This is a genomic window from Mycobacterium sp. NGS48, assembly GCF_059812585.1.
This window is the reverse complement of record NZ_JCALCY010000003.1, coordinates 143,978-161,504: the sequence shown is the minus strand read 5'-3', so window position 1 is coordinate 161,504 and position 17,527 is coordinate 143,978. Positions and strand designations below refer to the sequence as shown.

15 protein-coding genes are annotated in these 17,527 nt (G+C 67.9%); 5 read left to right on the top strand and 10 right to left on the bottom strand.

Annotated elements, in window-relative coordinates; all coding sequences use genetic code 11:
- Positions 1-179: 179 nt before the first annotated feature.
- Both AC5Y42_RS07655 and AC5Y42_RS07650 read left to right on the top strand, forming a co-directional pair.
- Entirely contained in the window at positions 180-698 is a 519-nt protein-coding gene (locus AC5Y42_RS07655; RefSeq protein WP_499897037.1) for a hypothetical protein, read from the top strand.
- On the top strand, positions 695-1,144 hold the full coding sequence (locus AC5Y42_RS07650) for a ferritin-like domain-containing protein (protein ID WP_499897036.1): 450 nt from the start codon (positions 695-697) through the stop codon (positions 1,142-1,144). The genes AC5Y42_RS07655 and AC5Y42_RS07650 overlap by 4 nt, the downstream gene beginning before the upstream one ends.
- A 21-nt stretch (positions 1,145-1,165) precedes the next feature.
- Here AC5Y42_RS07650 and AC5Y42_RS07645 read toward each other — a convergent pair whose 3' ends face one another.
- The 9 genes from AC5Y42_RS07645 to mqo form a co-directional block, all read right to left on the bottom strand.
- Entirely contained in the window at positions 1,166-2,911 is a 1,746-nt protein-coding gene (locus AC5Y42_RS07645; protein ID WP_499897034.1) for a proline--tRNA ligase, read from the bottom strand.
- A gap of 151 nt (positions 2,912-3,062) precedes the next feature.
- Positions 3,063-4,556 (bottom strand): MFS transporter, encoded by a 1,494-nt coding sequence (locus AC5Y42_RS07640; protein WP_499897033.1) that lies wholly within the window; start codon positions 4,554-4,556, stop codon positions 3,063-3,065.
- Positions 4,557-4,606: 50 nt separating this feature from the next.
- Complete coding sequence (locus AC5Y42_RS07635; protein WP_499897031.1) at positions 4,607-6,178, bottom strand: MFS transporter; 1,572 nt, start codon at positions 6,176-6,178, stop codon at positions 4,607-4,609.
- A gap of 33 nt (positions 6,179-6,211) precedes the next feature.
- Positions 6,212-7,408, bottom strand: a complete 1,197-nt coding sequence (gene cobA, locus AC5Y42_RS07630) for a uroporphyrinogen-III C-methyltransferase (protein WP_499897029.1) — start codon at positions 7,406-7,408, stop codon at positions 6,212-6,214.
- Between the two features lie 9 nt (positions 7,409-7,417).
- On the bottom strand, positions 7,418-8,776 hold the full coding sequence (locus AC5Y42_RS07625; protein ID WP_499897554.1) for a cobyrinic acid a,c-diamide synthase CobB: 1,359 nt from the start codon (positions 8,774-8,776) through the stop codon (positions 7,418-7,420).
- A gap of 100 nt (positions 8,777-8,876) precedes the next feature.
- The gene (gene cobO / locus AC5Y42_RS07620; RefSeq protein ID WP_499897028.1) at positions 8,877-9,491 is read right to left on the bottom strand and encodes a cob(I)yrinic acid a,c-diamide adenosyltransferase; all 615 of its coding nucleotides are present in this window, start codon (positions 9,489-9,491) and stop codon (positions 8,877-8,879) included.
- 19 nt (positions 9,492-9,510) lie between these two features.
- Entirely contained in the window at positions 9,511-11,349 is a 1,839-nt protein-coding gene (locus AC5Y42_RS07615) for a magnesium chelatase subunit D family protein (protein WP_499897026.1), read from the bottom strand.
- Positions 11,346-11,801, bottom strand: a complete 456-nt coding sequence (locus AC5Y42_RS07610; protein WP_499897025.1) for a GNAT family N-acetyltransferase — start codon at positions 11,799-11,801, stop codon at positions 11,346-11,348. The genes AC5Y42_RS07615 and AC5Y42_RS07610 overlap by 4 nt, the downstream gene beginning before the upstream one ends.
- The gene (mqo, locus tag AC5Y42_RS07605) at positions 11,798-13,261 is read right to left on the bottom strand and encodes a malate dehydrogenase (quinone) (RefSeq protein ID WP_499897023.1); all 1,464 of its coding nucleotides are present in this window, start codon (positions 13,259-13,261) and stop codon (positions 11,798-11,800) included. Before mqo ends, AC5Y42_RS07610 begins: the two co-directional genes overlap by 4 nt.
- A 94-nt stretch (positions 13,262-13,355) precedes the next feature.
- Here mqo and AC5Y42_RS07600 point away from each other — a divergent pair, with 94 nt between their 5' ends.
- Complete coding sequence (locus AC5Y42_RS07600) at positions 13,356-14,360, top strand: alpha/beta hydrolase (RefSeq protein WP_499897022.1); 1,005 nt, start codon at positions 13,356-13,358, stop codon at positions 14,358-14,360.
- 4 nt (positions 14,361-14,364) lie between these two features.
- A complete protein-coding gene (gene mtr, locus AC5Y42_RS07595; protein WP_499897021.1) occupies positions 14,365-15,744 on the top strand; it encodes a mycothione reductase in 1,380 nt (459 codons plus the stop codon).
- Here the strand turns inward: mtr and AC5Y42_RS07590 are convergent.
- Positions 15,727-16,215, bottom strand: coding sequence for a Fur family transcriptional regulator (locus AC5Y42_RS07590; RefSeq protein ID WP_499897019.1), 489 nt, complete (start codon positions 16,213-16,215; stop codon positions 15,727-15,729). The two genes, mtr and AC5Y42_RS07590, sit on opposite strands and share 18 nt — an antisense overlap.
- Before the next feature lie 83 nt (positions 16,216-16,298).
- Here AC5Y42_RS07590 and AC5Y42_RS07585 point away from each other — a divergent pair, with 83 nt between their 5' ends.
- The gene (locus AC5Y42_RS07585) at positions 16,299-17,417 is read left to right on the top strand and encodes an alkaline phosphatase family protein (RefSeq protein ID WP_499897017.1); all 1,119 of its coding nucleotides are present in this window, start codon (positions 16,299-16,301) and stop codon (positions 17,415-17,417) included.
- The last annotated feature ends 110 nt before the right edge of the window (positions 17,418-17,527 follow it).

Genomic DNA, 17,527 nt, shown 5'->3' with positions numbered 1-17,527 from the left:
CGAGCTCCTCATTTTGAGTTGTCCGATCGGCGACTGATGTCGCCGGCGGGGCGGCTCCGGCTGCTCTCCGGGCGCACGGCTATCGCCGATCCCGGGGAACCAGTCACCAACGATACGCCAGGAATCCGGTCTCAGCCGGTCACCGCGAGTGCCCGGAAAGGCAATGGCAGGATGTTGCTGTGCCACCGACAGTGCCCGTCGTCACGCGGCGGCGTGTGCTGGTCGGTGGCGCCGCTCTCGCGGTACTGGGGATCGTTGCGTCGGCCTGCAGTCCGCAACCGGAACAGCCGCCTCCGGTCGACGAACTGGAAGCAGAGTTGACGCTGGCCCGCCACGACAGTGCACTGGCCGCTGCCGCTGCCACCGCCCAGCCGGCGGCCGTCGCAGCCGCGTTGCAGCAGGTCGCCTCTGAACGTTCCCGACACGCACAGTCGTTGGCCACCGAGATCGACCGGGTTGCCGGGATAACGACGAGCACCTCCAGCCAAACGACGACGGCACCGACGTCTACCAGTGCCCCGCCGGGACCGCCGCCGACGGTTTCCGAGGTCATTGGTTCGTTGCGCGCGTCGGCTGCCAGCGCGGAAAAGCTGGCGACCGCGTCGTCGGGCTATCGGGCGGGACTGCTCGGTTCGATTGCTGCGGCCTGCACCGCGGCATACATCGTCGCCCTGGTGTCCGGAGGCACAGCGCCGTGACATCCCCCGAGCCCACGTCCTACACCAATGCACTGTGCGCTGCGCTCACCACCGAGCACGCGGTCATCTATGGCTATGGCATCGTCTCCGCCCGCTGTACGCCGGATGTCAACAAGCTGGTGGCGGCGTCGATGACGCAACACCGCGAGCGTCGCGACCAGGTCATCGCGATGTTGACCGACCACGACGTCGCCGCCCCGATAGCGGCAGCCGGCTACCAGCTGCCCATGCCGGTGAACAACGAGACCGACGCGGCCCGGCTGGCGGCCCGGATGGAGAAGGACACCGAGGTGGCCTGGCGGGCGGTGCTCGAGCAGGCCCAGGCCGACCCGGACCGCGGGTTTGGGGTGAGGGCCCTGACCCAGAGTGCTGTTCTCGCCGCCCGGTGGAATCGGGTCGCCGACGTTTGGCCGATCACCACCGCATTCCCGGGCGGCAGCGACTAGGGGCGCCGCCAGACGCGCGCGCTAGCTGATGGCCGTCGTGATGTCGGTGGCCAGGGCGGCGCCGGCGGTCAGCTCACGGACCTGGCCGCTGAACCGGTCGCGCAGCTCGACGACCCCGTCGGTCCAGCCGCGGCCCACCACGACGATCCACGGCACACCGAGCAACTCGGCATCTTTGAACTTCACCCCGGGCGATGCCTGGCGGTCGTCGAGCAGCACTTCGATACCGAGCCGGTCCAAGTCGGCGGCAAGCGCGATCGCACCGGCGCGGGCTTCGGCGTCTTTGTTGGCGATCACCAGATGCACGTCGAAGGGCGAGACGCTGGACGGCCAGCGCAGGCCCAGCTCGTCGTGGTGTTGTTCGGCAATGACGGCCACCAGCCGCGACACCCCGACCCCGTAGGAGCCCATGGTCAGCCGGACCGGCTTGCCGTCCTCGCCGAGCACGTCGGCGGTGAACGCGTCGGTGTATTTGCGGCCGAGTTGGAAGATGTGACCGATCTCGATGCCGCGGGCCGAGACCAACGTCCCGGCACCGTCGGGTGACGGGTCTCCGTCACGAATCTCGGCGGCCTCGATGGTGCCGTCGGCGGTGAAGTCGCGCCCGGCCACCAGCCCGACGACGTGGCGCCCCGGCTGGTCGGCCCCGGTGATCCAGGTGGTGCCGTCCACCACCCGCGGGTCGACGAGATAGCGAACTTCGTTATCGCGCAACGCCTTCGGGCCAATATACCCCTTCACCAGGAATGGGTACTTGGCGAAATCGTCGTCGCCGAGCAGCTGGTAGTCGGCCGGGTCGAGGGCGGCGGCCAGCCGCTTGTCGTCGACCTCGCGATCACCCGGTACCCCGATACCCAGCAGCTCCCACTCGCCGCCGGGTACGCGGATTTTGACCAAGACATTCTTGAGCGTGTCGGCGGCGGTGATGCTGCGGCCCAGCCCCGCGCCGTTGGCCCACTCCACCAGAGTGGCGATCGTGGGAGTGTCGCCGGTGTCGTGCACGATCGGCTCGGGCAGCCCGTCGACGGGCCGGCTTTGGGGGCGCGCGGTGACGACCGCCTCGACGTTGGCGGCATAACCCGACTCCGGGCAGCGCACGAAGGTGTCCTCACCGATCGGGCTCTCGGCCAGGAACTCTTCGGAGGCGCTGCCGCCCATCGCGCCGGACACCGCCGACACGATGACGTAGCGCACCTGCAGCCGGTCGAACATGCGCTGATAGGCCTCGCGGTGCGCGTGGTAGGCGGCTTTGAGTCCGGCATCATCGACGTCGAAGGAGTAGGAGTCCTTCATGACGAACTCCCGGCCGCGCAGGATGCCGGCCCGCGGCCGCGCCTCGTCGCGGTATTTGGTCTGGATTTGGTAGAGCACCAGCGGGAAGTCTTTGTAGGAGCTGTATTCACCTTTCACTGTCAGGGTGAACAGCTCCTCGTGCGTCGGCGCCAGCAGGTAGTCGTTGCGGCGACGGTCCTGCAGTCGAAAGATGGTGTCGCCGTATTCGGTCCAGCGGTTGGTCGTTTCGTATGGGGCGCGCGGGAGCAACGCGGGAAACAGGATCTCCTGCCCGCCAATGGCGTTCATTTCGTCGCGAACGATCTGTTCGACCTTGCGCAGCACCCGCAGCCCAAGCGGCAGCCAGCTGTACAGGCCAGGCGCGATCGGCCGGATGTAGCCGGCCCGGATCAGCAGCTTGTGGCTGGGTACCTCGGCATCGGCGGGGTCGTCGCGCAGCGTGCGCAAGAACAGCTCGGACATCCGGGTGATCACAGCGGGCAAGCCTATGCGGCGATTGCCAGCGCGGCGAAGCCGGGCGCCGGGGGTCGCCGCGCAAGGCTCGGTGGCGCGCATCGAACCGCCAAACCGCAGCCAGGGCTGTGATCCTTGGCTCATCACAACCCTGGCGTCTTTTTCGTGACGCCTAGAGCTGACCGGCCTCCACGGCTTCACGGTTGTGTTGGGCACGGGCGATCTGGCGTGCCGAGAAGCCGATACCCAGCGCACCGGCGCCCACCAGCACGGCGACGGCGGCCACCCACAGCAGCGAGTAGGTGTATCCGTGGTCGAGCGCGTCGATCTGGGCCGACGTCATGTCGGAAACCCGCCCGGTGGTGCCACCGAGGTAGAGGGTGCGCGACACCTGCACCGCCTGGATCACCACCAATACCAACGGACCGCCGAGGTCCTGGACCATCAGCGTGATCGCCGACACCGGCCCGATGTCGCGGGGCCGCACGTCGGCGACCGCGCACAGCGGGAGGACGACCGAGATCACGCCGATCCCGAACCCGCCAATCACGATGGGCACCAACAGGTTCGGGAAGTACGGGATGTTACGCGTCAAGGTCGAGCCGTACAGCATGGCACCCCACACACCCGCCCCGCCGCCGATGATCAGCCAGCGCGGCGCGAAATGCGGCGCTAACCGGGCCGCCACCACGTTCCCGGCGCCAAGCGCCACGGCGAACGGGATGAAACTCAGTCCGGCGCGCAGCGCCGAATATCCCATCACGTCCTGCACATACAGCCCGATCATCACCGTGAGCGTCAGCAAAACCCCGCCGGCCATGAAGAGAGAAAAGAAGGTCATCACCCGATTGCGCTCGCTGAACAGCGGCAGCGGCACCAACGGATGCTCGGCGGTGCGCTCGACAACCAGGAATCCGAGCGCCAGCAGCACGGTGGCGACCGCCGCCCCGATCACCCACGGATCCGTCCAGCCCCGCTGCGGCCCCTGGGTAAATATCAGCACCGCCGACATGCAGCCCAGCGTGGCCAGCGCCGCGCCGGTGACGTCGAGTTTCAACCGCTCGTGGCGGGTCTCGGCCAGCTGCGTGACCGCGATGGCGATGATGGCGATCCCGATCGGAATGTTGATCAGAAACGCCAGCCGCCAGGACACCACGGTCAGCGCGCCGCCGAGAACCAGGCCCAGCACCGAACCGGCACCCTGCATGGCCGCCGAGATGGCCATCGCGCGGTTACGCGCTGGACCGACGGCATAGGTCGTCGCGATCAACGCCAAACCGGTCGGCGCGGCCACCGCGGCGCCCATGCCCTGGACAGCGCGAGCCACCACCAGAAACGACTCCTCGGTGGCCAGCCCGCACGCCAACGACGCCAAGGTGAACACGCCGACGCCGGAGATGAAAGCCCGCTTACGGCCGATGGCGTCGCCTACCCGGCCGCCCAGCAGCAGGAGCCCGCCGAAGGTCAACACGTAAGCGGTGATCACCCAGCTCTTCCCGGCGTCGGAAAGGTCGAGTTCGGCCTGCATGCGTGGCAGTGCCACGACGACGATGGTGCCGTCCAGTGTCGACATCAGCTGCATGCCGGTGATCGCGACGATGGCGATACCGAGCACGCTGGAGGACAACTGCCGGGCCGTCGGTGCAGGACCGCCCGGCGTAGACATGAGACGCCAGCCTAGTGCAGGCGCGTCTCAGCGCCGGCGAACCGTGCCCGCTACAGCTCGCCGACGTCGAGGGCGTGCTGGACCTCCTGCGCGTGGGCGACTTGCTTGGCGGTGTAGCCGATCAGCAGCGCCACCCCGCCGACCACGACGGCCGTCCCGGCCACCCACAGCAGGCCGTAGGTGTAGCCCTGGTCGAGCGCGTGCAGTTGCGCTGGGTTCATGTATTTCACCGGGCCGTTGGTGCCGCCCAGATACAGCGTGCGCGACGTGATCACGGCCTGGATCACGGCCAGCACCACCGGACCACCGAGGTTCTGCAGCATCAGCACAATCGCCGAGGTGGGTCCGATCTTGTCGAACCCAACGCCCGCGATCGCCGAGAGCGCCAGCGGAACAATGATCATGCCGATGCCGACGCCGCCGACCACGATCGGAATCACCAAGTTCGGGAAGTACGGGATGCCGGCGTTGAGCGTCGAGCCGTACAGCATCGCGCCCACCAACAGGGCACCGCCACTGATCACCACGACGCGCGGCGGAAACCACGACACCAGCTGCGACGACGCGCCCATGCCGATGCCCATCGCGATGGCGAACGGGATGAAGCCGACCCCGGCGCGCAGCGCGCTGTAGCCCATGATGTCCTGCACGTACAGCGCGATCAGCACGGTGAGGGTGAACAGCACGCCACCGCCCATGAAGATCGCCGCGAAGGTGGCCAGCCGGTTGCGATCGAAGAACAGGTCGAACGGCACGATGGGGTTCTCGGCCGTGCGCTCGATGATGGCGAACGCGATGAAAGCACCCAGGGCCACCAGTCCCGAACCGATCGTCGTGACGGAGATCCAGCCCTGCTCCGGGCCCATCGAGAACGCGAACACCGCGGCGGTACAGATCAACGTGGCAAGAAAGGCCCCGGTGGCGTCGAGCTTCATCCGTTCCTTGACGGTTTCCCGCAGCGTGGTGCGGGCCAGGTAGATCATCAGCAGCCCGATCGGCACGTTCACCAAAAACGCCAGCCGCCACGACACCTCGGTCAGCGCCCCGCCGACCACCAGGCCCATCACCGAGCCGACGCCGGTCATCGCGCCGAACACCGCCGTCGCCGCGTTGCGCGCGGGCCCCTTCGGGAAGGTGGTCGCGACCAGCGCCAAACCGGTCGGTGAGGCGATTGCGGCGCCCACCCCCTGCAGCAGCCGGGCGATGACCAGGGTGGATTCGTCCCAGGCGATGCCGCACAGCGCCGAGGCGATCGTGAACAAGGTGACGCCGACGATGAAGGTGCGCTTGCGCCCGATCGTGTCGCCCAGGCGTCCGCCGAGCAGCATCAGCCCGCCGAAGGTCAGCACGTAGGCGGTGATCACCCAGCTACGGCCGGCATCGGACAGGCTGAGGTCGTTTTGGATCCGGGGCAGCGCCACGATCGCGATGGTGCCGTCCATGGTCGCCATCAGCTGCATGCCGGCGATCGCGACCACCGCGGCAATGAACCGGCGCGACGGCAACCACGTCGGTGAATACCTGCTCGTACGGTCCACGGGGGCCTCTTTGACGGGCGTCGGAACGGGATGGTCAGTAGCCCAGCTACCGACTGCCCGCTCTGCGTCGTTAAGAGCAGTCATAAGGAGCTACCCTACAGTAATCTTAAGAAGCGCTTAAGTGCCGAAAGCCGCGACGGCACCAATCACGATGATCGCAGGCGGCCGGATGCCCTCGGCCCGGATCGCTTCGGGGGCGTCGGCCAGGGTGGCCCGCAACGTGCGCTCGGCGGCCGTCGTCCCGTGCTGAACCACCAGGACCGCCGTATCCGCTGGTCGGCCGCCTTTCAACAACGCTTCGGTGAACAAATCGATACGTTCCACGGCCATCAGCAAAACGATGGTGCCCGACATTGCCGCCAATGCGTCCCAATTCACTAACGATTCGGGATGACCGGGCGCAATATGGCCGCTGACCACCACAAATTCGTGGTTTATCGCGCGGTGGGTGACCGGAACGCCCGCCAATGCGGGCACCGCTATGGCACTCGTCACACCCGGCACCACGGTGACCGGAATTCCGGCGTCGGTACACGCCAGCACTTCCTCGTAGCCCCGCGCGAACACGAACGGGTCCCCACCTTTGAGACGCACCACGAACTGCCCGGCCTTCGCGCGCTCGATCATCACCGCGTTGATGGCGTCCTGCGCCATGGCGCGGCCGTACGGGATCTTGGCGGCGTCGATCACCTCGACCTGCGGGGGCAGTTCGGCAAGTAATTCCGGCGGGGCCAGTCGGTCGGCGACCACCACGTCGGCTTGGGCCAGTAATCGGCGCCCGCGGACAGTGATCAGTTCCGGGTCGCCGGGGCCGCCGCCGACCAGTGCCACCCCGCCGCGCACGACATCGTCGCTTTCGGCGGTGACGATCCCACGCTGCAGCGCTTCTCGGATGGCCGAACGGATCGCTGCCGAGCGACGGTGCTCGCCGCCGGCCAGCACACCCACCGCCAGCCCGGCGTAATCGAATGTCGCCGGGGTGACCGCGCTGCCCTCGACGGCGATATCGGCGCGGACGCAGAAGATTTGTCGGCGATCTGCTTCGTCGACCACTGCGGCGTTGACTGCGGGGTCGTCGGTGGCCGCGATCGCATACCAGGCCCCGTCGAGGTCGCCGTCGCGATACTCGCGCAGCGACAAGGTGATTCGCGGCATCGCCTCGACGGCGGGGGTGGCGGTGCGGGTGATGACATGCACGTCCGCCTCGCTGGCGACCAGCAGCGGAAGCCGGCGTTGAGCGACCGTGCCGCCGCCGACCACGACGACCTTCTTGCCGGACAGCCGCAAGCCGACCAGGTAGGCGTTCTCGGTCACTCGGCGATTTTAGGCGATCGCGTGGGCCACGAAGCGTGCCACGGCCGCTGGAACCGCAGCGGGATGGGTGTGCAGGTAGGCCGCATGCACGCCGCCGTGGACGGCGCCGTCGCGCACAGTGCCCGCGGCGTGTCCCTGATACAGCCATGCCGGTTGATAGGTGTCGGCGAATGTGACTGCGCTGCGGTGAAATTCGTGCCCCGTCACCCGCTGTCCGGCGCCGTAGAGTGGCGAATCGACAACGGCGACGGCGTCGCGATATCCCAAGGTCAGTTGCTCGGTGAACCGCGCCGACCCGGCCAGGACCCCGCACATCGGGTAGCCGTCGAGTTCGGAAACCAGGTACACCAACCCGGCGCATTCGGCATGCACCGGCGCTCCGCCAGCGACCAGCGCGCTGATCTGCCGGCGGGCGGGATCGTTGGCCGACAGTTCAGCGGCGAACTGTTCGGGGAAGCCGCCGGGCAACAGCACCGCGTCGGTGTTCTCGGGCAACGAATCGACCAGCGGATCGAATTCGACGACGTCGGCACCGGCCGCCCGGACCAGTTCGGCGTGTTCGGCGTAGCCGAAGCTGAATGCCTTGCCGCCGGCCAACGCGACCGTAACCGGCTCGGTGACCGCTTCGCCGACGGCGGCCGCCGGATCCCACGGCGGATCGGTGACCGCAGTTGCGGCCGTCGCGACGACGGCACCGATATCGACGTAGCGGGCGATCAACGCTGTCATCGCCTCGACCGCGGCCCGGGCGCGCCGACCGTATTCGGCTGCGGTGACCAGCCCCAGATACCGTGTCGGCACTTCGATTTCGTCACGACGCGGAATCGCGCCCAGCACCGGGATGCCGGCATGTTCGCAAGCCTGCCGCAGCACCTGCTCATGTCTGGGCGTGCCGATCCGGTTCAGCACGACACCGGCGATGCGGATACCGGTGTCGAACGTTGAAAAGCCATGCAGCAGAGCGGCGATGCTGTGACTTTGCCCGCGGGCGTCGACCACCAGGATCACCGGGGCGCTTAGCAGGCCCGCGACCTGCGCCGTCGAACCTCGTGCCGGGACGGCTGCGGCGTCCTCGATGCGCCCGTCGAAAAGCCCCATCACGCCTTCGATTACCGCGATGTCAGCGCCGGCGGCGCCATGCCCGTAAAGCGGTCCGACGAGCTGCTCGCCCACCAGAACCGGGTCCAGGTTGCGGCCGGGGCGTCCGGCTGCCACGGCGTGGTAGCCGGGGTCAATGAAGTCCGGGCCCACTTTGAACGGAGCGACGAGATGACCCGCCTGCCGCAGTGCACCGATCAGACCGGTTGCGACGGTGGTCTTTCCGCTTCCCGATGCCGGAGCTGCGACGACGACGGCAGGCGTGCTCACGCTGGTCGCCACCGGCCCATCCCCCACCGCCGCGAGCGTGCGTATAACCGGGTTTTTATGCGGCGTGTCGACCGGGGACACGCACGCTCGCGCAAGAGGGTTACCACTCGATGCCCTTCTGACCTTTGCGCCCGGCATCCATCGGGTGCTTGACCTTGGTCATCTCGGTGACCAGGTCGGCCGCGTCGACCAGCCGCGGCGGGGCGTCGCGGCCGGTGATCACCACGTGTTGGTGGCCCGGACGCGACAGCAGGGCGTCCACCACCTCGTCGACGTCGACCCACCCCCACTTCAGCGGATAGGTGAACTCGTCGAGCACGTAGAAGTCGTGTCGCTGCTGCGCCAGCCGGCGGGTGATCTCGGCCCAGCCGTCGGCGGCTGCCGCGGCGTGATCGTCGTCGCTGCCGGGCTTGCGCGACCACGACCAGCCGGCGCCCATTTTGTGCCATTCGACGGCTCCGCCGACACCGTGCTCGTCGTGCAGCCGGCCTAGCTCGCGAAACGCCGCCTCTTCGCCGACCTTCCATTTGGCGCTCTTGACGAATTGGAACACCGCGACGTTCAGCCCGGAGTTCCAGGCCCGCAGCGCCATTCCGAATGCGGCGGTCGACTTTCCCTTGCCCGGCCCGGTGTGCACCGCCAGCACCGGAGTGTTGCGCCGGGCCCGAGTGGTCAAGCCGTCGTCGGGAACCTGTTGCGGGCGGCCCTGCGGCATGACTAATCCACCCCCGAAGTCAGGCCGCGCCGCGCACGGCCTGGGTCAGATAGTCGGCCCGCAGCTGCTCCAACCGCAGTGTGGGCGCGCCCAACTGGGTCGCCAGCCGCTCGGCCAGCCCCAGCCGCACGAACGACGTCTCGCAATCCACTACCACCGCGGCGGCGCCTTCGGCGACCAGCAGTGCGGCCGCAGTGCGGCTGCGGCCCAACGGATCTGCGCCCGATGTCGCCCGCCCGTCGGTGAGCACCACCACCAGCGGCCGGCGTGCGCGGTCGCGAACCTTCTCGCGCAGCACCAACTCGCGGGCGGCCAGTAGCCCTTCGGCCAACGGCGTCTTGCCGCCGGTGTCGAACCGGGACAGCCGGCGGGCGGCGATGTGCGCCGATGTCGTCGGCGGCAACAACAGCTGGGCGCCCTGATGGCGGAAGGTGATGACGGCGACCTTGTCGCGCCGTTGATACGCGTCGCGCAGCAGCGACAAGGTCGCACCGCTGACCGCCGCCAACCGGTCGCGGGCGGCCATCGAGCCTGAGGCGTCGACGACGAAGATCACCAGGTTGCCTTCGCGGCCCTCCCGGACCGCGCGACGCACGTCGCCGGGCTGGAGCCGAAGCCGGTTCCCGCCGTCCGGGTGCTCGGCGGCGGACAACACGGTGGCGAACAGGTGCAGGCCATGGCCGGCGGCGACGTCGTCGGTGGCGGCCACCACGGCGCCGGAGGTGTTGCGGGCGCGCGATCGGCGGCCCGGCGCGCCCGCACCGACGCCCGGCACGGTCAGGGCGCGGGTCCGGAAGGTCGACGACGGCGGCGCGCTGGACTTCACGGAGGACGGTTGACTTGGTGAATTCCGCTGTGGCGGATCGTCGTTGGCGCTTTCCCCGCCGCCCGGCGGATCTGGATCGGGCTCCGGATCTCCGGGTGGATCGTCTTGTGCGGCTTGGGCCAGCGCCTCGTCGAGCTGGTCCCGGTCGATGCCGGGATCATCGAACGGGTCGCGGCGGCGCCGGTGCGGCAACGCCAACTCGGCAGCTACCCGGATGTCCTGTTCGTCGACGTCGCCGCTGCCCCGCCAGGCGGCATGAGCGACGGCGGTGCGGGCCACCACCAGATCAGCGCGCATCCCGTCGACGTCAAACGCCGCGCACAGCGCCGCGATGCGGCGTAACTCGTTCTCCGGCAGTACGACGTCGTCGAGCAGTTGGCGGGCAGTGGCGATCCGGCGGGCCAGCTCGGCGTCGGCGGCGGCATACCGGTCGGCGAATCCGTCCGGGTCGGCCTCGTACGCCATCCGCTGCTGGATGACCTGCACCCGCACGTCGACCTCACGCGACGCATGCACGTCGACCGTCAGCCCGAAGCGGTCCAGCAGCTGTGGGCGCAACTCGCCCTCTTCGGGGTTCATCGTGCCGATCAGCACGAACCGGGCCTCGTGGGAATGTGAGATCCCGTCACGTTCGATGTGCACCCGGCCCATCGCCGCGGCGTCGAGCAGCAGATCGACCAGGTGGTCGTGCAGCAGGTTGACCTCGTCGACGTAGAGCACACCACCGTGGGCGCGGGCCAGCAGCCCGGGCGAAAAGGCGTGCTCGCCGTCGCGCAGCACCCGCTGCAGATCCAGTGAGCCGATCACCCGGTCCTCGGTGGCGCCGATCGGCAGTTCCACCAGGCGGGCGTCGGCGCCCTCCGACGCGGCGGCCGACAGCAGCGCGGCGAGGCCTCGCACGGCGGTGGACTTGGCGGTGCCCTTCTCGCCGCGGATCAGCACCCCGCCGATCTCGGGGCGCACCGCGCACAGGATCAGCGCCAGCCGCAGCTGTTCATGGCCGACGATCGCGCTGAACGGGTAGGGCTTCACGGCCCACCCGGCCTGCGCATCGGCACATGCGGAATACCGTCTTCGACGAAGTCCTCACCGTCACGGACGAAGCCGTGCTGGGCGTACATCTCGGCGAGGTAGGCCTGAGCGTCGATACGGCACGGGTAGTCGCCCACCTCCGCCAACGCGGCTTGCAGCAGTCGGGTGGTGTGACCCTGCCCGCGCGCGGTGCGCTTGGTGCACAACCGGCCGATCCGGAATGCCTTGTGCCCGCCGGCATGCTCTTCCATCAGCCGCAGCGTACAGATCACCGCGCCATCGGGCTCTTCCAGCCAGAAATGTCGGGTTTCCGAACGCAGGTCTCGTCCGTCCAGTTCGGGGTAGGGGCAGGCCTGCTCGACGACGAAGACCTCCACCCGCAGCTTGAGGAGCTCGTAGAGGGTCGGCGCGTCAAGGTCTTTGGCCCACGCTCGGCGCAATGCGGCGGTCATAGCTCCAACACCTTTGTGCCCCATGCCCACACCTCGTCGAACAGCGCCGGCTCACGCGACAACGCGGTTCCCAGCGAGGGCACCATCTCTGTGAGGGTCGGCAGCCATGATTGATAGCGGTCGGGAAAGCAGCGCTGGAGCACATCGAGCATCGCTGCTACGGCTGTCGAGGCGCCCGGCGAGGCGCCCAGCAGGCCGGCGATGCTGCCGTCGGCGGCAGTCAGCACCGTGGTGTCGAACTCGAGTTTTCCGCGCCGGATCACCTGCACCCGCTGGCCGGCCGCTACTGTCTGCCAGTCGGAATCGACTGCGCCGGGCGCGAACTGACGCAGTGCATCGACCCGTGCGGGTTGGGTGAGCTGCACCTGGCCGAGTAGGTAGTTGACCAGCTTCCGGTGGCCGAACCCGGCGCCGAGCATCGACAACAGGTTGTCCGGTTTGACCGACCGCGCCAGGTCGGAGACACGGCCGTGCTTGAGGAACTTGGTCGACCAATCCGCGAACGGCCCGAACAACAGCCACGGTTTGCCGTTGACGATCCGCACATCCAGATGCGGCGCCGTCACACCGGGCGCGCCGGACGCGGGCATGCCGTATACCTTGGCGCGGTGCCGCCCGATCAGGGCAGGGTTGGCGCTGCGCAAAAACCGCCCGCCGATGGGAAAGCCCCCGAAACCCTTCGCCTCCTTGATCCCGGAGCGCTGCAGGAGCCGCAGCGCCTCGCCGCCGGCCCCGACGAACACGAATTTCGCGTGCAGTTCCCGGCTTTGGCCGGTGCGGCGGTTGCGGATCCTCAGCGACCAACCGCCCTGGCGCCGACGGGACAGATTACGCACCTCATGCCCGAACAACGCGGTGGTGCCGCCCCGTAGGCCGTAACCGATGAGCTGCCGTGCCAGCACACCGAAGTCGATGTCGGCGCCGTCGGCGGCCCAGCTCAGCCCCACCGGCCGGCTGAAGTCACGTCCGGCGGCCATCAGCGGCAACCGGCGGGCGAACTCGTGGGGATCCTCGATCAACTCGGTGCGCGCGAACAGCGGGTTGGCCGACAACGCTTGCCGGCGCCGTCGCAGGTAGTCGACTTCGTCGACACCCTGCACAAAGCTGACGTGCGGGACCGAGTTGAGGAAGCCGCGCACGTCGGTGAGGATCCCGTTTTCCACCGCGTAGGCCAGAAACTGGCGGGTGACCTGGAACTGCTCGTTGACACGCACCGCTTTGCTGATGTCGATCGAGCCGTCTCGATCCGGGGTGTAGAAGAGCTCGCAGAGCCCGGAGTGGCCGGTGCCGGCGTTGTTCCACGCGCCGCTGCTTTCGGCGGCGGCGGCGTCCAGCCGTTCGACCACAGTGATCGACCAGCCTGGCTCCAGCCGTCGCAGCAACGCCCCCAGAGTGGCGCTCATGATGCCCGCCCCCACCAGCACGACGTCGGCCGTCGCGGTTGTAGCGGAGTCGGACACCGGAGGTTTGTCCTTCGTCGTGGATCGGCTGTACCGGTCCTCAGGCTATCCCGGCAGCAGTCACTGCAATCCAGCACGCTTTAAGCTGGCAAACGTGACTGGCTGGCAGCGCGATGTCCTGCCCGGTTACTGGCAGCGCACGATCGCGCTGGGTCGCGATCCGGACGGCGAGGGAGACATCGTCGCGACCCTGATCCGTCGCGGCGAGGCCGCCGCCGTGCCGCACGCTGTTCTGGCCATGCACGGCTATACCGACTACTTCTTCAATACCGCGCTGGCCGACCACTTCGCCGACCGTGGCTTCGCGTTCTACGCACTCGACCTACGTAAATGCGGACGGTCGTGGCGGCCGGGCCAAACCCCGCACTTCACCACCGACCTGAGGTGTTACGACGCCGAGCTCGACCACGCGCTGGCCGCCATCCGCGAGGACACCGATGCCGCTCGTGTGCTGGTGTGCGGGCATTCCGCCGGTGGGCTCATCGGGTCGCTGTGGCTGGACCGGCTGCGGCGGCGGGACGCCACCGCCCGGGCCGGTATCGGTGGCCTATTGCTCAACAGTCCCCTGCTCGACTTGCCCGGTGCGGCGGTGCTGCGCTGGGCGGTGACCTCTGCGCTGATCGCAGCCATCGCGCGGGTCAGCAGAACACGGGTGGCCCGGGCACCCGGTGCCGGCGGCTACGGCGCCAGCCTGCACAACAGCTATCACGGCGAATTCGACTACGACCTGCGATGGAAGCCGTTAGGTGGGTTTCCGATCACGTTCGGCTGGCTACACGCGGTCCGGCGAGGACAGGCCCGGCTGCACCGCGGGCTCGATGTCGGTGTTCCCAACCTGATCCTGCGCTCAGACCACAGTGTGTCCGAAACCGCCGACTCGGTTGCCCTGCAATGCGGCGACGCGGTGCTCGACGTCAGCCACATCGCCCGTTGGGCCGGCTGCATCGGCAACCGCAGCACGATCGTCTCGATCACCGACGCCAAACACGATGTGTTCCTGTCCATGCCGCAGCCCCGCCAAGAGGCCTATCGTCAACTGGACACCTGGCTCGACCACTACCTCGGCGCTGCCGAACCGATACCGTCACAGAACGGATGACGACATGGAAACTTACGACCTTGCGATCATCGGAACCGGTTCGGGCAACAGTGTTCTCGACGAACGCTATGCCGGCAAACGAGTCGCCATCTGCGAACAGGGCGTCTTCGGCGGCACTTGTCTCAACGTCGGATGCATCCCGACCAAGATGTTCGTCTACGCTGCCGAGGTTGCCCAAACCATCCGCGGCGCAGCGCGTTACGGTATCGACGCGCATATCGATGGCGTGCGTTGGGATGACATCGTTTCACGCATCTTCGGCCGCATCGACCCGATCGGGATCAGCGGGCAGGATTATCGACGTGCCTCCCCCAACGTCGACGTGTACGGGCGCCACACGCGTTTCGGCCCGGTTGCGCCCGACGGTCGTTACCTGCTGCGCACCGACGACGGCGACGAGTTCACCGCCGACCAAGTGGTGATCGCCGCAGGGTCACGGCCGGTTGCTCCGCCGGCCGTCCTCGAGTGCGGCGTCGAATACCACACCAGCGACACGATCATGCGTATCGCCGAGTTACCTGAGCATCTCGTGATCATCGGCGGCGGTTTCGTGGCAGCCGAATTCGCACACATCTTCTCGGCGCTCGGTGTTCGGATCACGCTGGTGATCCGGGGCGGCACGCTGCTGCGGCACCTGGACGACACGCTGTGCGAACGCTTCACCCGCATCGCCTCGACCACATGGGAACTACGCACCCATCGCAACGTCGTCGACGCCAGCCATGACGGCTCGGGCATCGTGCTCGAACTCGACGACGGCTCCAAGCTGAGCGCCGACGCGGTGCTGGTGGCCACCGGGCGGATACCCAATGGCGATCTGCTCGACGCCGAGCAGGCCGGGATCGACGTCTCGCACAGCCGCATCGTGGTCGACGAGTACCAACGGACCTCCGCCCGTAATGTTTTCGCGCTCGGTGATGTCTCCTCCCCGTATGAGCTCAAGCATGTGGCCAATCACGAAGCGCGCGTCGTGCAACACAATCTGCTGTGCGACTGGGACGACACCGAGGCGATGATGGCCACCGACCACCGCTACGTGCCCTCGGCGGTGTTCACCGATCCGCAGATTGCCAGTGTCGGCCTGACCGAGAACCAGGCCGTCGCAAAGGGTTTCGACGTGTCGGTCAAGGTGCAGGACTACGGCGACGTCGCCTACGGCTGGGCGATGGAGGACACCACCGGCATTGTCAAGCTCGTCGCCGAATGCGGTAGCGGGCGGCTACTCGGGGCCCACATCATGGGCCACCAGGCATCCTCGATCATCCAGCCGCTGATTCAGGCAATGAGTTGCGGGCTGAGGGCCGATCAGATGGCCCGCAGCCAATACTGGATTCACCCGGCGCTGCCCGAGGTGGTGGAGAACGCGCTACTCGGATTGAGCTGACGGCGGCCGGTCGTTCGACTGACATGCCGGGCACAGGCCGTGCAAGGTCAGACCGGCGCGCTCGGACAGGCTGAACGAACTGCCTTCCATCGCATGCTCGAGCGCCGAGCTCAGCTGTTGGGCGGGCACCTCGATGATCGAGCCACACCGGGTGCACACCGCGTGATGGTGCGGATCCTCGGCCAGCCCATAGGTGGTGACCCCGCCCTCGAGGGTCAGAGCGTGCAGCACACCCTGCTCGACCAAGGTGGTCACTGTCCGATAGATCGTCGCCAGATCCGGCGGTTGTTCACCGGCGGGTAAACATTGGCGCAGTCGCTGGTCGATTTCGGCCACCGACAAATGACCGTGGACCGGCTCCAGCACGGCCAACACCGCAATCCGTGAAGCCATCCGCCGCAGCCCATGTGCGCGCAGCAACTCGCCGATCCGCTCGGTGACCGTCGGATCCAACGCGGATGGCTTGGTCACTTCACCAGTATGCGCGCACCTGATGGCCGAATCGCGCCCAATGACCAGGATCGAGGAGCCGGGAAGCTGCCAGACTGACATCCGTGGTCGGTTCAATCTGCGACGTGCTGCCCGCCGCGGCTGCGCTGCTGTCAGCACCGGAAGCGGTCGACGCGTTGGGGATCACCGAAACGGTGGGCGACGTGCGCCGCGTCGCCGTCATTCTGGTCGACGGGATGGGCTGGCATCTGCTGCCGGCGCTGGCCGGTAGCGCTCCGCTGCTCGCGTCGATCCTGGCCGGGGAGGTCGGACGGCTCCAGGAACTGGCGTGCACGTTCCCGTCGACGACGCCGACCAGCTTGGTCTCGTTGGGCACCGGTGTCCCGCCGGGCCGGCACGGCGTTTTGGGCTTCACCGTCAAGCTGCCCGCCACCGACCGAGTGCTGCACCATATCTTGTGGCGCGACGACCCACCGCCCGCCCAGTGGCAGCCCGTCTCGACCTGGTTCGAACGGCTCGCCGCGGCGGGCATCAGCGCGCGGGCGGTGCTGCCGGCCGCGTTCATCGGCAGCGGCCTCACCGAAGCGGCCTACCGCGGCGCGGACTTTCGTCCGGCGGATCCGGGCGATGACTACGCGCAGCGGGTGGCCGACGAGCTGGCGGCAGGACCGGGCCTGGTCTATGGCTACACCGCCGCCCTCGACACCGCGGCGCATGTGTTCGGGATTGGTTCACCGGAATGGCATAGCGCCGCCGGTTACGTCGACGCACTGCTCACCCGGCTGGTCGAGGCGCTGCCGGCAGATGCGGCGCTGCTGGTCACGGCCGACCACGGCGGCCTGAACATTCCGGCGGGCGCGCGAATCGACCTCGGGACCGACGCGCAGCTGGCTGCCGGAGTACGGGTGGCCGCCGGCGATCCGCGGGTGCGCTACCTCCATACCGTCGCCGGTGCGGCGCCGGACGTCCTCGCGGCGTGGAGCGAGATACTGGCCGGGCGCGCCGAGGTGCGCAGCCGTGAAAATGCCGTCGCGGCAGGCTTGTTCGGACCGGTGGACGACGATCATCTGGGCAGGATCGGCGATGTCGTCGTCACCTGCACCGGCGATTTTGCGGTGTTGGCCACCGGTTTCGAGCCGCCGGAAGTGGCACAACTGGTCGGATTCCACGGCGCTGCCACGGCTGCCGAGCTGGCGATCCCGTTGATCACGTACCGGCGTTGAGCGAGGACGCAATTTTCAGCGTTGCTACGAAATTCCACTAAATTCCACGATATTCCACTTGCAAATGATTTGCATTATTACTGCAAATCGTCTGCATGACGCTTACCGAT

Excerpts from the sequence above, each read along its gene's own strand:
- AC5Y42_RS07640 (WP_499897033.1), bottom strand. The coding sequence starts at position 4,556 with ATGTCTACGCCGGGCGGTCCTGCACCGACGGCCCGGCAGTTGTCCTCC.
- AC5Y42_RS07635 (WP_499897031.1), bottom strand. The coding sequence starts at position 6,178 with ATGACTGCTCTTAACGACGCAGAGCGGGCAGTCGGTAGCTGGGCTACT.
- cobO (WP_499897028.1), bottom strand. The coding sequence starts at position 9,491 with ATGCCGCAGGGCCGCCCGCAACAGGTTCCCGACGACGGCTTGACCACT.
- AC5Y42_RS07610 (WP_499897025.1), bottom strand. The coding sequence starts at position 11,801 with ATGACCGCCGCATTGCGCCGAGCGTGGGCCAAAGACCTTGACGCGCCG.
- mtr (WP_499897021.1), top strand. The coding sequence starts at position 14,365 with ATGGAAACTTACGACCTTGCGATCATCGGAACCGGTTCGGGCAACAGT.